The sequence below is a fragment of the Sheuella amnicola genome (assembly GCF_010499255.1).
Lineage (GTDB): Bacteria > Pseudomonadota > Gammaproteobacteria > Burkholderiales > Burkholderiaceae_B > Zwartia > Zwartia amnicola.
Window position 1 is genome coordinate 16991 of the sequence record NZ_JAAGRN010000006.1, and the last position, 15316, is coordinate 32306.

Genomic DNA, 15316 nt, shown 5'->3' on the forward strand with positions numbered 1-15316 from the left:
ATATTTCAAGTCATCTTAGCCTAAAGATCTTGACAAGAACATGACAACCAATCAAATTGCTGCGGCGCACACAAATTCTGCGCCAATCCGTATCTGGGACTTGCCCACGCGACTTTTTCACATGGCGTTCGCCATTAGCGTGATCGGAGCCATCGTGACAGTCAAGCTCGGTGGCTTATGGATGGACTGGCATGTTCGGCTAGGAATCATCAGCGTAGCTTTGCTGATTTTTAGAATAATCTGGGGATTGATCGGGCCGCGCTACGCCAGATTCAGTCAGTTCATTGTGCATCCGCTTCGCACCGTGCGATATTTATGCAGCCGTCGTCAAGCAAATAAAAGTTCTTTGATGCATGCCGGACATAACCCTCTGGGTGCTTGGGCCGTAATCGCAATGCTGCTGATTATCGGCATTCAGGCAATCACTGGGCTGTTCGCCAACGATGATATTTTGACTCAAGGACCTTTGGCCCAATTCGTTAGCGATTCAAACTCCGCGACGATGACAGGCCTGCACCAAGCCAATGAGCCGTTTGTCTATGCAATCATCGCGCTTCACCTGCTTGCTATTATTTTTTACGCAGCCAAGGGTCAACGCCTGATTCCTCCCATGATTCATGGCGATGTGCCCGGCAATCAGCTTGCTCCTGACACACCGGCTGCCCGGGACGACGTCGGCATCCGACTTCGCGCAGGCGTACTCGCGGCCCTGCTGGGATGGGGTGCTTGGTGGCTTATGCAATTGGCGGCCAATGCAGGTGGCAGTTTCAATTAAAGAGTTATGCAGATAAAGATTTAGTGGGTTAATTAGTTAATATTCAATAAGACCAATATAGAAGGGGACAATTATGCCTATCGTTACAAACGGATCGACCCGAATTTACTGGCGCGGTGATGGCGACCCATCCAAACCCGCACTTGTTTTGGGAAACTCCCTTGGGTGCGATTTTTCGATGTGGGACCCGATGCTCAATACGCTGATGAACGACTTTTATGTCGTGCGCTATGACATGCGCGGACACGGCGGATCAGATGCCCCTGAAGGCAACTACACTCTGAATCAACTGGCCGATGATGCGCAAGCCGTCATCGCCGCCGCGCGTCTGACCTCATACGACTTCTGGGGCATTTCGATGGGTGGCATGGTTGCGATGGAGCTTGCTGCACGCCGGGCTCCTGGATTGCGTCGCATCGTTCTATCCAATACGGCAGCCGAATTCGACCCAGGCATCTGGGACACACGCATCACTGCCATCAAGCAAGGTGGCATGCCGGCAATTGTGGATGGCGTGATCGGACGATTCTTTACTCCCGACTTCGTCGCAGAAAACAGTATTGCTCTGCGCCGCGTACGTAATACGGTTCTATCGCACGCTCCACATGGCTATGCCGGCTGCTGCGCCGCCATTCGCGACATGGATCTGTATCCACGCCTGGCGTTGATTCAAGTTCCGGCTTTGGTTGTTGTTGGCGACTTTGACATGTCGACACCACTTGCTCGAGGTCAAAAAATTGTCGATCACATTAAAGGGGCCAAGTTAATCACCGTCCCTGCTGCACATATTCCAACCACCGAAATTCCGGAAAAATACCTTCAGGCGGTACTACCCTTCCTGAAACCCTGACTCAACTGTTCAGAATTCATCCGCTTACACAATTCACAAATCTTATTTGAGGCACAACATGCTTTTCATGGTTCAAATGCAGGTCAATTTACCGCACGACATGGATCCAAAGAAGGCCGATGAAATCAAATTGGCCGAAAAAAATTACGCGCAAGAATTACAACGTCAAGGCAAGTGGTTGCATCTGTGGCGTGTTGTCGGTCGTTATGAAAATGTCAGTATTTTCGATGCGCCCGATAACGACGCGCTGCACACGATGCTATCAAGTCTGCCGCTCTATCCGTACATGGATATACATGTGACGGCTTTGGCCAAACACCCCTCGGCTATCTAACCCACACTGTCAAATAATCTGTCGACATATGAACTTCAATCCCCGGTCAGCCGTCCAGTATTTCAAAAGATACCTAACCAAGTTCTTGCCTAAAGAAGCACAAGGATGGGGGCAAGTCATCAGGTTTTACGGCTTGCCAGGGATTGTGGTTCTAGCTATTGCTATCGCTTTGGCGATACATATTTCCTTTTTACCCCCTAGCACGGTTTACCTTGCCACGGGCCAGGACGGAACATCCTATAAAGGTATTTCGGAAAAATTCGAGAAAAATTTCAGGGAAAAAGGCATTCGTCTCGAATTGGTTGCGACTTCAGGACTGGGTGAAGGGTTGCTCGACCTGAACAGTGAAAAATCGAACATTAGTGCCAGTTTTTTAACCGCTGGAGTAGAGACAGCGAAGGACTATCCTAACCTAGTGTCGTTAGGAAGCATTCAGTACGCCCCAATCTGGATTTTCTACAAAGGCGAGCCGATCGATACAAATGATCCATTCGAATACTTTTCGGACAAAAAAATCTCGATCGGCTCACCCGGAAACATCACCAACAAGATTTTTAAAAAGCTTTATGAACTGAATCAAAAAACGCTTCCCGCCACCAATAATTTTATTGAAGTTTCTTATAAAGAGGCGGCTGATCAGTTTATTGCAGGAAACCTGGACGCCGTATTCATTGTCGATAGCGTCCAATCCGAGACAGTGAGACGAATCCTTGCCACTCCAGGCGTTCAGATCATGAATTTCCCGCTTGCTGATGCATATCTAAAGAAAATGCCGGCCCTTCAAAAACTAGTTATTCCAAAAGGGTCCATTCGTCTTGACTCTGTTTATCCGCCGAAAGACATTACGATTCTCGCTTCGACAACAACTCTACTTGTAGAAAAAGATATGCACCCCGCTGTGCAGTGGGCATACCTGATATCGGCAAAAGAAGTCGGAAACCTGAACAATACATTTTTTGATACCCCTGGATATTTCCCCAAAGATATGGACGATAGTTTTCCATTAAGTCCGGTTGCAAAACGTTTTTATGCCCAAGGCACGCCAGTTATCTTTTCTTATCTCCCCTTCTGGCTAGCCAGCATCATCGAAGACGTGTGGGCCTACTTGCTCGCATTCTTTTTCCTCATTTATCCAGTCTACAAATTGCTGTACTCAATCAGAATGTACCCGGCCGAGCTCTTGATGAATAAGATGTTCGTTAATTTACGCGAGTTGGACGAAGCCATTGTTCAGGCGCAATCCGAACAAGATCTTCAAATAATTTTCGAAGCCCTCCGGATTTATGAACGAGATATTTATCAGAACTGGCTTTTCGAAAAAAATTCACGGTTTTATTTCAACTTGAAGAATGCCTTGGCGTCGGTCAAAAGAGATGCAGAATCAAAACTAGGACAAATTAAAAATGCTTGAAACCTTGTATCTCAAAACGAATTACATATCAATTATTCTGTTTTACAGCGGTTTAGGCCTCGCTGTGATGTATGGCTTTTATTTTTTATTCCGGCGGGTTTGGCCTAACCTTGTTCCCCAGGATATTGATTCCGATTTCATTGCCGGCCTGCATGCCGCCTTGTTCACGATCACGTTTTTGACGCTAGGCTACTCACTTGCAAACGTCAGCGAAACCATCGATAAATATCAGCAAGATGTCGCGAGCGAAGCCAACGATATTAAAGAGCTTGATCTATTACTCGCACTATATAGCGCAGAAAAAACGCAAAAGTTTCGGGAAGACTTGCGTGAATATGCGAATTCTATTGTTGTGGATGAATGGCCTGCATTATCCAAGCATCAAGGAAGTGATAAAACGCTTGAACTTCAAAGAACGTTACGTAAAGACATGCAGGATTTGAATCCCACTACCGGACGAGAACTTGCTGTCTACAGCGAGACTATCAAAGCGCTGGGCAAAGTCGTTCAGGATAGAAGCAACCGTATAGCAAACTCCAGCAATTCATTGAATAAACTGTTTTTCCTGACAAATAACATCGGCTATATCGGCGTTCTGATCATATCGGCACTGATGTTGACGCAATTCACCTGGATCCGTTTTGTTGCACTCAACATCCAGGTGATTAGCGTATCGTTTATTTTCGCTTCATCCATCGTTCTGGATCATCCATTCTCGGGTTCGGACAAAATATCGCCCGAACCCATTGAAATCATCGCCAAAACTCAAATACGACCTTATTGATTGTGAAGCCCTAAAACGGCTGCGGTATCGAGTCGAACTCGATTGCAAAGCGCCTCATTTTCGATAAGCGACTCACCATAAGACGGAATGATCGCTTTCATGCGATCTTTCCAGTCTGCCGGGAGCAACCCGGTTGGGGACATTTTCCCCACAACATCGATCATGATGGAAGCCGCAGTCGAGGCACCTGGCGAGGCGCCTAGCAGCGCGACAATGGATGAATCGGTCGACTCGACGATTTCGGTACCGAACTCCAGTATGCCGGTTTTCACTTTGTCTTTTTTAATGATCTGAACACGCTGTCCGGCGATCTTCAATGTCCAATCCTTGGGATCCACAGTCGGATAATATTGTCGTAGCGTATCAAACTGATCTTTTTTGGTCTGTAACACCTGCCCTACAAGATACTTCAAGAGATTCAGGTTCGAAACACCCACTGCAGCAAGTGGCAACAAGTTGCCGAAACGAATCGACTTAAATAAGTCGAGCCAGGACCCATACTTTAGAAACTTGGTAGAAAATCCTGCGTAAGGGCCAAAAAGCAAGGAACGCTTTCCGTCGATGACACGCGTATCGAGATGAGGCACAGACATGGGAGGCGAACCAACCGACGCCATGCCGTAGACCTTGGCTTCATGTTGACTTACGACATCCTGCACATCGCACCGCAACCATATACCACTGACGGGAAATCCGGCATAGCCGTCTGCCTGTGGGATGCCCGACTTTTGCAACAAAGGCAATGCCCCGCCACCGGCCCCCAGAAACACGAACTTCGCCCTGACTGTCCTAGTCTGTCCGGTCTGGGTATTTTTGATCGTCACGCACCAACGCTTGTCATAATCGCGCTTTAAGGTAGTCACCTCTTCCAGAAATGCAACTTTGAAACCACTTTGGGTCTTCAGATAGTTCAGCAAGTGGGACGTTAATGAGCCATAGCTCACATCGGCGCCCGAAATGATTCTTGTAGCGGCGATTTTTTGTTTTGGATCCCTGCCCTTAATCGTTAAAGGCGCCCACTTTGCAATCTGATCAAAGTCTTCGGAATATTCCATTCCATGAAAGCAATGATGTGCACTAAGCGCAGCATGCCTTTTCTTTAGGAAACTGACGTGATCATCACCCTCCACAAAACTCATGTGAGGGACCGGGTTGATAAAAGAAGCCGGATCCTTGATCGCGCCCTTTTTGACCAGATAAGACCAAAGCTGCCTTGATAGATCGAATTCGACATTGACCTCAAGGGCCTTGGAAATATTGACTGTGCCATCAGGCTCTAAAGGTGTGTAGTTCAACTCGCAGTTGGCGGCATGACCTGTACCGGCATTGTCCCAGCTATTGGAGCTTTCTTGCGCCTCTGAAGAGAGTTTCTCGACAAGTTCAACCGACAAGGACGGATGTATTTCTTTCAGAAACACGCCAAGTGTCGTGCTCATAATGCCCGCGCCAACCAATAGGCAGTCGACTTCAGTCACATTGTTCATCGTTTGACTCAATTTACGCCCCTTGAGCTGGTGAGGTAGTGAAGGCGATATCGGCGTCTGAATCCAGCACGACATAGACGCGTCGCCAGGGATCGTCTCCGATCAGTTTCCACGCGTGGCCGCCACCCGCGGTATCCTCGGCCAACAAGATATCGCCCGGGGTCAGAATGAAGTGTTCGCCCCTTCTCGTGACGAAATCGAGTGTGCCTCGAAGCGTAATGACGAATTGCTTAGCAGGAGCTGTATGCCAGTCAAGCGACGACCCCGCTTTGGTTTCTTCGAACGAAATGCTTTTAGTCGCGAACTTATCCGACAGAAGATTCACCGGCGAACCGGACTTCATCGCGATGCGACCTTCTTCAAAACAGGATTGACCTTCCGAATCGGTCCATAAACGGATACAGCGCATATCGAATTCCTTACTTTTGACACCATAACTGCCAAATGAGGAATATACCTGAATCCCTTTACAAAACCAGTGATGACATAGTGAGCTCTGTATCAAATAAAAGGGGGTATATCGATCGTGTATTTCATGGATGAAATTGCATTCACAACCAAACGGTGCTTGTCACCTTCAGTGTGAATTGACCAAACAGGAACCGACAGGCACAAAAAACTGATTAGTACCCTTTTCCAAAGTCATAAAATCCGGACGAAGGAATCATCGGCAGCACCAGCTTGGACGGGTACTCCCTGCCGTGATAAATAGTCTGATGCGCGATCGCCACATTGGCGGTTGTGCCGGGAGCATCGGCAACGTTTTGATTGCGCGCATACTTATCCATCTCGCTTGAAGTAATCTCTACGCGCATACGATGTCCTTTTTGAAACTTCACACCAATAGGCTGAAGCTTGAACTCGTACTTATATATCCTTCCGGGTTCGATCAACTTGCGTTCATGCAAGCCCTCGCGATACGTCACTCGCATCACACCATGAGTCAGAAATTGCGTATGTCCATCCGGATAAACATCGATCAGATTGACCATAAAGTCAGTATCTGGTGCGCTTGATGCGGCATAAAGCGTAGCTTCAATAATGCCGGTCACCTCCACATCATCCTGCAAAACCGCAGTGGTATAGACCAGCACATCGTCACGGGTTTCAATCGCATGACGATCGCCCATGTAATGATTGAAGTGCCAGATATTCAATCCCTCGAGCGAACGCACTGCATAGCTGCGTAAACATATGTTGTCGCGCATGGGCATCATGACACGCTCGATAACGATATCGTCATGCTCGACAGGCGATTCGAAGGGATAAGCGTCGTATGTCGGAAGTACTTCCTTACGCAAACGAGCCTCTTGCTGATCAGCTATTTTCTTCAGATCGTCGGCGCGTTGGTTAAACGCCAAGCGTTCCTCGCACGTTTTGGGTACGAATGTGATTTTTGTATTATTCACGCCAAGTGCCGGGATAAAATGAGAGTCAAGATGAAGACAACGTATTCAGCACATTTCGCGTAATCTGTTCGACAAACCAATTGCGACGCTGCAAACCGACAACCCAATCCGTTGTTCCGGCCACAAACATCGTGCCGTCACCTACGCCGGATCCTCTGTCGAAACTTGCGATCATGCCCGCCCCATACTTGGGATGACGCACACCCTCGTGCTCTACAAGGTGAGGCAACACCGCACCATCGCCTTTGATCGCAGGCGTCGACACCGAGTTCATCATGCTTGGGGAGGTTGCTTTGAAGTGATCTTCTTCGTGCTGGATGGCAGGTGCCATGGCAATAATTGATAGATTTTCTGGGGCCCCGTCCTTGCCTGTCGGAAAAGGAAGACCATCGCGCATCGTGAAATCGCAACCATCGATTTCGTACGCAGCGATACAGTCCGGACGACCTCCCAAAACATCGCCGTAGTACAAATCAGTATCTTTCAGACTCCAGTGCCATGGTCGATAAATCGTAAATCCTCCACTCGCTCTGGGCGCTGCGCCGCCAAACATTGCATGAATGACAGACGATCCAGTCAAACCAAACGTTTTTGTGACGGGCCACCCGCTATATGGAAGATCCCAGGCATTACTGAGAAATTTTTCTTTTTCGGTTCCCAGTACGGGATCAGTCGCTTCGTCCTTATGATTGACAAAAGTCGTACCGTTATCTTCTATACGAACCTGCCATATATTGTTGCCGGCAAAGCGACCATGATTTCCACCTGCCAAAATTTGGTTTTCAATTGCCTGACGCATATTCCAGCTGCTGTATTCGTCGTGACCGACTGCTATGGACAAGCGATAAGGAACCAGTGCTTGCGGATCCTTATCCAGATCATGTTGTGTGTAGTAATCAAGCTCATATCCATTCGCTTCTGCCCAGTCGATGAACAACTTTCCATACAGAGCCCAACTGGAATCCGCATAATCTCTGGCGAATCCGTAATGCCGGGCATATGGATGTGAAAGTAACTGCGGTGGAGCAAAAGGTGGTAACTCTGCAGTCGAAACCGCGCGTGGAGCACCAATAGGAAGCTTAATCATGCCCCGACTCCAGGGTCTGAGCAGTGAAGTGCGCGCATTGGGCTTTTTAAACCTGGGAGTACCGCCCTCGCCATGGTAGCTATTGCCGCCACCCCAATCGTTGTATGCGTTCATAGTTGCGGTCGAAACGATAAATGCAATGCTTGTATTCGCCGCAGGTTTTGAAGGCTTAACCACAAAAAAATGCTCTCGCTCGAACACGCCACCATCGTCATCCCGAACGCGCACTATCACGACATAAAATCCTGACCGCCACGAATCGGATACTTTTACCCGTAGCGCGACGGGCCATCCACATCCATTCACATGAGGTTTTTCTTGCGTCGGCACATTGGCTACGGCGATACCTGTCTCTTGAAACACCATTTCCTGCTGAGGGCCATCCCGATAGATATCGATTTCGGCATGGGCACGCGTGCTGTGCATGTGAAAGTCGATCGTCTCACCTGCAATGTAAGAGTAGCGAGGCGTATAACACCACACCTCTGCAATCTCAGGGTTATTCAACGGCTTCTCATATTCCCATCCATGTCGACTATCACTATGCGCTGCGGGCCCCGGCCCGGGTATCACACGCGGAATCCCCAGTAGGGATGGTCCATCGTTGAACAGTGAAGTTTTGTTGTTTTCGTTCGATTGCATGACATGTCCTTAAACTTTAAAAATCAATTCGCAATTATTTTTTATTACCAAGAACCGGATCAAAGATTGCGGCGAAAGGAATGACTAACCGATAATCTCCCGGCGTCCCCATTGCGGTCGCCATCCAAAATAGAACGAGATAATCCATCACCTGCAACATACAAAGCAAAACGACTCCGTATAAGGGCAGCTGAGGATAGGGTATCCACACATATTTGCTGATCAAGAAGACTGCCATGAAAAAAAGAAATAGCGAGGCTAACCACCAATCTTTTCTGGATTTTGATCTAACGCGAGGATCAAGTGCGTTTCTCTCGGCACGCCAAAGCCACCATATCTGAGTGATCAACACGCATACCAGGAAGGTCAAAAATGCGGGAGAAACATCATTTCTTAAAAATTTTCCGACATCGATTCCCGGCGCATCAAAGGCATCGTAAAAATATTTTTCGAATATGGCCGGAGCCATGATAAAGCTCCACAGCGGAGCAATGCTGTTAATGATGGTGATACGCAATAACGCTGACATATGGTTTTATTGGGTTTTATTGGGTTTTATTGGGTTTTATTGAAGTTATATCTAGGAAATAGTATACATTGTTTACTAATAAAGAGAATAAAAATCCTACTTTTATGAAGATCGGGATAACCCCCAAAATCATTTGGAAATGAGATCGTTCTATACTGGGCATATGGTGGCTTAGCTGGAAGTCAGAGAAAATCACTCACACATGACAGATAAATAAATGCACCCTCATGGCAGGTAGAAAACCCATCCTCACACGTGAGGCGTATGCTGATGCTTCGCTTAAGTTTATTGACCAGTATGGCTATGACGCACTCACAATGCGCTCGCTAGGCGAGGCGTTAGGTGTTCACGCCACCGCCTTATACCGCCACTTTCGTAACAAAAAAGAATTGATCGAAGCTGTTCTCATGCGAATGTTCGAGGTTGAAAACGTCGGCATTCCCGAATCCGGATCGCCCCGCGAACGACTTCTGGCTCTAATGAAATCGCTTAGGCGCGCTTTTTCTCGTCACACCAACTTGGCGCTACCGAATCTCACCCTTCATGACGAACAAGCTACTGCCGAATTTGTACGCGCAAGCCTATCGCTGCTGGGTGAAATGGGTCTGGAAGGTCGACAACTGATGATTGCATATCAAATGCTTGAAACCTTCTCAGTCGGCTCTAACGCATATGACTGGGTTGATTACCCGAAATCATTGGAAAACAAAAGACAAGGTCGTCGTCTTGTCGGTCACCCGGCGGCAGATCAGGCTGCTCGCAGCCTCGCATCGATGCGCAAGCTCAACGAAGAAACTTTCGAGGTTGCAGCAAACGCGTTGCTTGATGCATGCGAGTCAATGGGCCATAAAAAAATCCCTCGCTAGCCATAGCAAAAGATTGCGTTGCTTGCATCACCCTCTCATCAGGGAAAGCTAGCTGTAACAAGGTCATCTTTCATCACAGCTATACCGAAATTTTAACAATCGGTATATGTTTAAACACTTGATGATCGGTTAACTTAAAGCTGTGGGTTCGCTGGGATCGCCACAGAAAAACAATCCCGGAAGGCAGTAGTGAATGGATACCATTTCTACCGCCGGAAGCCTTGCACCTCCAACCTGCAAGGCTTCTTTTTTGATATCTATCGGTTGCACCAATTTAATTGCGGCGTTTCATAATAGCGATATCTGGAGAAAATGATGAAACCTCAACAAGTATTGCAATTCACAATTGTTTCTCTATTCTTTTTTTCTCCATTGTTTTCTAGTACTCATGTATTTGCCGCATCCGAAGCAACCGTCGACACGACTGAAACAACCGAGCTTTCTACAAAATCAAATGAACTCGGAAAGAAAGCAACCGAGGAAGCAAAGCAAGCTCTGCGGGATGCTCTCAAGGCGGCCGAGTTGATGCTTGAAAAAGCAGAAAACGCCATGATGAATACCACGCAAAAAACGGTTGAGGCCGCAAAGCTAGCCGCACAAGATAGCGAACGAGCATCAAAAAATGCAATGACAAAAATTTCTGCAACTTTAAAGCATGCGACAGAGGTATCAAAATCGCTCGCAAGCAAGACAGAAGCCACTGTAAAGAAATCAATCGTGGCAAGCAAGGAAACCATCAACAAAATGGAAGTAGCAACTGAAAGACTGGCTGATCGTGCTGAAGACGCGCTAAAGGGCGCACTCACTGAGGCCAGGAATCTGGCAAGAGAGGCTCTCGAGGATGCTAAAGATGCTGTAGAACAGAGCAAAACTTGGGGAATAAGTCCAGCCTACTGACATCTTCTGTAGTTTGTTAACTTGGTGTATGCCAACCCATACTACGTTGAGCACAGGGATGCATGTGAACAGATGTCAGACTCAGTTTGATTATCCCGGTAGATGTCGTTGATTGAGCTTGTAATCGACGGTAAAGCGCTGCTCGTCAAGATCAGTTCCGTGCAGTCGCACCTCTGGATTTAACAGACACTCCTTCTCAGTCCAATGCTTTTTATCATCTGCGCTGGACAGCAGAATTCTTGCCATTGATCCATTCGCGACGATGACCCAGTGTTTTCTTTTCACGAAAATTCCTTAAAAATGTCTCTCGACTTTTCAAAGCCAGGAAATGCCTTCCAGAGACTTATCAGGAAAAATCATAACGGCGTAGATGCTGACTGCAAATTGATCAACTGATCAGGATGTGTACATCGACTGGCATTCTGAGATAAGAACGCTTAACGTCCTGCGACACACTCTATTTGATTTGACGAAATTAAACGCTTGTCAGTAAACCGTCATTAGACGATCACAGCACCAACGGATGATACGAGTGCAAAGACTCTCAAGAACCTACAAAGTGCGTCTACTCCAAAATTTCTGGCTTTTCCATCTACACTGAGCAGTGTAATAAAAATCATGTCGCCTTAAGTATTCTAACCATAGTTGGTCTTGTTGCTCAGCATATTGCCTGATGTAAAAGTTACTCTTATCCAGTGCACTGTTTTTCTCAAGCTCTGACAACGCGTAGTGAATTAAATGACCTGCTTGACTTCCAGTCCTTAATGACTTGTCGATACCTTGCGATGACAATGGATCATATGCTTGCGCTGCGTCACCGACTGCCATCCATCCATCTCCGCAAAACTCCATTAAACGTTGACTATTCGCTGGAGCACCCCTTATTGAACCTTCGGACTGGTATCCCTTCTTTTGCAGTAAAGGACCTAGAAGGATCGATTCATTTAAAAGTAAGTCAAAACCCTTTGAGTGACTAGCCAATTTTGCTGCAGGTAAGTCTTTATCTGAGTGAAAAACAACCAATCGTTTGCTCTTGTTATTTTGTTTTGCAGGAATACGATTGGTGTACCACCATCCATTCGCCCCCGCTTCAATACGCGTATAGGTATCTTCATCCTCGACATTCGATGAAAACCATTGGGCATAAGCAAACAAACGATCATGACTCTTTATTGAAACGCCAAGTGATTGGGCTACGACCGCACGGCGACCAGAACAATCAACCAAATAATGAGCCCGATGTCTCTGGGTCTCAACATAAGAGCCTAGTGTGAGTTCCCAAAGGTAGTCTGCGCAAGTAACCTGTTGACAAGAGCGAAAACCAAAACCTCTCAACAGAGTGACACCAACCGCTTGGGCTTTAGTGCGTAAGGCTTCATCAAAGGCCAACCGATCAATACACAAACCGTAACCGGTCGTTGAAAAGAAGAAATCTCTTTGTTCGGGCTGCTCACTGTCCCATAAAGAGATGTTTCCTGATGTTTTAAAAAGACCGAAAGAGCTCTGATTTATATTTCCATCAAAATCTAAAAAATGTCTGACTAAATCAATTGAAGATGGCGGTAAAGACTCACCCAACTTGTATTGAGCGGCTACCCGCTCATCCACCAAAAGGACACTTTGACCGAGCTTCGCTAGAGTAATTGCAGTTGCTGCTCCAGCAGGACCAGCGCCAATGATGACGACATCCCATGTGACACCAGGAGAACTGATCTGCTGTGAAAACATAACTTACTTATTTTTAGCGGGTGGTCGATCTAGAATTGGACTTCGCTCTTTCTCAGTAAAAACTATCTGACCGTTGTCACGTAAAAAGTCTCCTCCTTCAGTTTTAGTCGGAAGCACCATTCCCAGCTTTGACCAAGCATAGGCCATTTGGTTGTAACCATCAGTTGCCGATAGTGGCTCACCTTTTTCATCATATCCACGGAACCATTCCCTATAGGTTCTGGACTTCGTCTTTGGATCGTAATCAAAAACCACATCCGGCCGCTGAGTTGGCCACCAGGCATCATTACATGACCAAAAATCTCCTTGCCACGGACTCGACATATACGCAGACAAGGCACCTGGTTCAATATTTTTACCTACACGGAATGCTTCAGCAAAAAAATCTCTATAAATAATGAGGTAAGGAAATTCAATACCGGGGTGAAAACCGCCACCAATGGTCGGCTCAAGGGCTGCGTAGTCTAATGCATGAGGCTGATCAGCCAAAGGCAGTTTTTCCAACGGAATCGGTGTTTGCATGGTGCCGACATCAAAATGACCATCTGCCCATTCCTTGATATGTTTTAGCTGTATTTGGGTCAATGCCAAAAATTGGTTTGGAAAATTATTTCCTAATTGTTGATTCTGCTTAGGCTTTCCAGCTGTACCCCAAAGCAGAGGCATTTTATAAACTTGCTCATCTCGTTTGAATTCATCACTCTTCCAGCTAGTTGGTCGCAGCGGAGGTGGAGGCAATAGCGAGTCCACCAACCTACCATTTTTACCTGCAGGGCTTCGCATCAAGGCATAGACCATCTGCCTCATCGGTTTACTGTTTTCCGAATTGTCCGTAAAAGCAGCCATGTACCCCTCGGACAGTAGATTACCCGGCTGATATGGTCCATGTGCTGAGTTTTTGTAAGTCTGAGTAACACCTGAGGCCTCTGCACTCACCCAACCGTAATTTACGGCGTTTGCAAATATTGGATAAACATCACGGTAAAAATTGGTTTTTTGATTTACGTAAGGATACGCCTCAGGAAATGCCTCATAGACGCGATCTGCAATCGAAACTACGTGATACATATAAGGAGAAAACTTCGGCGGTGCTGAAATAACCCACGCTCCAGCATGAGGATTTCTAATGCCTTCATCGGTCACTGACTTAACATTATCTCGAGTGCTGATGACAGTCCCATCCTTAAGTGTGACTGTGACATCAATTTCACCTCCACAAGTATCATCCCACCAACCAGGAACGTTGAAATATGCGAATTGGTTGGTTAATGGATTCTTTCCATCATCTGGACCATTAGGAGGATTTACATGTTCACTTGGATTAGATAAGGCGACCTTGGGAGTTGTCACGCACTCGCCCTTACCGGAAGCAGGAACAAACAAAAGACGATCTTCAGCATCTAAATGCAGTTGACCCAGCTCAATATCTCTTGCGGCCTTGTAGGTAACTTCAACATCTTTCGAGATATCTCTAGGTGTGAATCCTTCAAAGCGCAATTGACCCGGTAAGAAACCTTTTTCAATTCCTTCAAAGATGTCTCCCTTCATTACAACGGGACTGCGCTGTCCAGAGCCAATCGTATGGACGCCCGGATCAATGATTAACTTATCTCTCTCAATCGGTTTTTTACCAGGCTGTATAGATGGATTTCTTAACTGATCTGGATCAAATAAGTAGGCGCCCTGGAAAGCGTAATTAGCCGCTTTCATGTTGCGAACATGCACGCGCCATTGGAGTGATTTGACTGAATCTGATTTTGACGTGAGCTCCGCAATCACCTTGCCATTTTCATCATAGGCATATACTCGGTAACGTTGTGCCTGTCGCTTTAAGCGAGAATGACTATCTCGATAGGTGCCGCCCTTAGGACCAGGACCATTGCTTCCACCTGGATCAACAACCACCCCAGGTGCCTCTGGACCAATGAAAAATTCATCACTGTCACCTAATCGAGCAAGACCAATTCCTGGATGGATGCGAATACGTTTAATTTGTACGGACATCACTTAACTCCTCAACTAGCAAACTTTGACTGGTGACAAAGAAAAATAAACAATCATTTCTTTATAGAAGATTTAATAGTTTTCCAGTCGTATGAATTTTGTGAGATAACAGTAAATTGATTGCCAAAACTCTCAATCTGAGCAGTGACTAGACCATCAGATTTCGAATGCGATAACAAAACAAATCCACCGCCAAAAGCAGCCTTAATAGACTTTTCAATCTCAGTATTCGATGGTGAGTGGGGGGTGTTTTTTTGATTTTCTGCAGCAAATGCCAAATCAATCCCAGTGCCAAAAATTGCACTCGTAGTGAAGCATCCTTTAATAAAACTTCTGCGCTTTCTATCCACTTTTTGGTCCCCTGTCGCATCACATCGATAAATGCTCACTAACAAAAAACCCTCACCATTTCTGATGAGGGTTTGAATACTGGTGCCCCCCCCGTGAGTCGAACACGGCACCAACGGATTATGAGTCCGCTGCTCTAACCAAGCATGAGCTAGGGGGGCTGACTCG

The 15316-nt window shown here is 46.7% G+C and carries 16 protein-coding genes and 1 tRNA gene; 7 read left to right on the forward strand and 10 right to left on the reverse strand.

Going from position 1 to position 15316, the window contains the following annotated elements; translation table 11 throughout:
• The first annotated feature begins 40 nt into the window (after window positions 1-40).
• The 5 genes from G3I67_RS09850 (at window position 41) to G3I67_RS09870 (ending at window position 4154) form a co-directional block, all read left to right on the forward strand.
• Window positions 41-775: a cytochrome b/b6 domain-containing protein gene (locus G3I67_RS09850; protein WP_163654830.1), complete on the forward strand. Its 735-nt coding sequence runs from the start codon at window positions 41-43 to the stop codon at window positions 773-775.
• 73 nt (window positions 776-848) lie between these two features.
• Entirely contained in the window at window positions 849-1625 is a 777-nt protein-coding gene (pcaD, locus tag G3I67_RS09855) for a 3-oxoadipate enol-lactonase (protein ID WP_163654832.1), read from the forward strand.
• 58 nt (window positions 1626-1683) lie between these two features.
• Window positions 1684-1959, forward strand: a complete 276-nt coding sequence (gene catC / locus G3I67_RS09860; RefSeq protein ID WP_163654834.1) for a muconolactone Delta-isomerase — start codon at window positions 1684-1686, stop codon at window positions 1957-1959.
• A gap of 85 nt (window positions 1960-2044) precedes the next feature.
• Entirely contained in the window at window positions 2045-3370 is a 1326-nt protein-coding gene (locus tag G3I67_RS09865) for a TAXI family TRAP transporter solute-binding subunit (RefSeq protein ID WP_163654836.1), read from the forward strand.
• Window positions 3363-4154: a bestrophin-like domain gene (locus G3I67_RS09870; RefSeq protein WP_163654838.1), complete on the forward strand. Its 792-nt coding sequence runs from the start codon at window positions 3363-3365 to the stop codon at window positions 4152-4154. Before G3I67_RS09865 ends, G3I67_RS09870 begins: the two co-directional genes overlap by 8 nt.
• On the opposite strand, the gene mqo is transcribed toward G3I67_RS09870, so the two are convergent.
• From mqo to G3I67_RS09895, 5 genes are all read right to left on the reverse strand, one after another.
• On the reverse strand, window positions 4148-5638 hold the full coding sequence (gene mqo / locus G3I67_RS09875; protein WP_163654840.1) for a malate dehydrogenase (quinone): 1491 nt from the start codon (window positions 5636-5638) through the stop codon (window positions 4148-4150). The genes G3I67_RS09870 and mqo overlap by 7 nt on opposite strands.
• A 13-nt stretch (window positions 5639-5651) precedes the next feature.
• On the reverse strand, window positions 5652-6047 hold the full coding sequence (locus G3I67_RS09880) for a cupin domain-containing protein (protein ID WP_163654842.1): 396 nt from the start codon (window positions 6045-6047) through the stop codon (window positions 5652-5654).
• A gap of 214 nt (window positions 6048-6261) precedes the next feature.
• Complete coding sequence (locus G3I67_RS15005; RefSeq protein ID WP_163654844.1) at window positions 6262-7047, reverse strand: CocE/NonD family hydrolase; 786 nt, start codon at window positions 7045-7047, stop codon at window positions 6262-6264.
• A 25-nt stretch (window positions 7048-7072) separates the two neighbouring features.
• Entirely contained in the window at window positions 7073-8776 is a 1704-nt protein-coding gene (locus G3I67_RS09890; RefSeq protein WP_163654846.1) for a N,N-dimethylformamidase beta subunit family domain-containing protein, read from the reverse strand.
• 34 nt (window positions 8777-8810) lie between these two features.
• Complete coding sequence (locus tag G3I67_RS09895; protein ID WP_163654848.1) at window positions 8811-9245, reverse strand: hypothetical protein; 435 nt, start codon at window positions 9243-9245, stop codon at window positions 8811-8813.
• A gap of 287 nt (window positions 9246-9532) precedes the next feature.
• Between G3I67_RS09895 and G3I67_RS09900 the strand changes: the two genes are divergently transcribed.
• Window positions 9533-10171 carry a TetR/AcrR family transcriptional regulator gene (locus G3I67_RS09900; protein WP_163654850.1) on the forward strand — a complete coding sequence of 213 codons (639 nt, stop codon included), beginning with the start codon at window positions 9533-9535 and terminating at the stop codon, window positions 10169-10171.
• Between the two features lie 312 nt (window positions 10172-10483).
• Entirely contained in the window at window positions 10484-11068 is a 585-nt protein-coding gene (locus G3I67_RS09905) for a hypothetical protein (protein ID WP_163654852.1), read from the forward strand.
• Window positions 11069-11158: 90 nt separating this feature from the next.
• On the opposite strand, the gene G3I67_RS09910 is transcribed toward G3I67_RS09905, so the two are convergent.
• From G3I67_RS09910 to G3I67_RS09930, 5 genes are all read right to left on the reverse strand, one after another.
• Window positions 11159-11353, reverse strand: a complete 195-nt coding sequence (locus G3I67_RS09910) for a host attachment protein (protein ID WP_163654854.1) — start codon at window positions 11351-11353, stop codon at window positions 11159-11161.
• 267 nt (window positions 11354-11620) lie between these two features.
• On the reverse strand, window positions 11621-12796 hold the full coding sequence (locus G3I67_RS09915; RefSeq protein WP_163654856.1) for an NAD(P)/FAD-dependent oxidoreductase: 1176 nt from the start codon (window positions 12794-12796) through the stop codon (window positions 11621-11623).
• Window positions 12797-12799: 3 nt separating this feature from the next.
• On the reverse strand, window positions 12800-14800 hold the full coding sequence (locus G3I67_RS09920; RefSeq protein WP_163654858.1) for a LodA/GoxA family CTQ-dependent oxidase: 2001 nt from the start codon (window positions 14798-14800) through the stop codon (window positions 12800-12802).
• Between the two features lie 53 nt (window positions 14801-14853).
• A complete protein-coding gene (locus tag G3I67_RS09925; protein WP_163654860.1) occupies window positions 14854-15150 on the reverse strand; it encodes a twin-arginine translocation pathway signal protein in 297 nt (98 codons plus the stop codon).
• Between the two features lie 80 nt (window positions 15151-15230).
• Window positions 15231-15309, reverse strand: a tRNA-Ile gene (locus G3I67_RS09930).
• Window positions 15310-15316 lie beyond the last annotated feature (7 nt).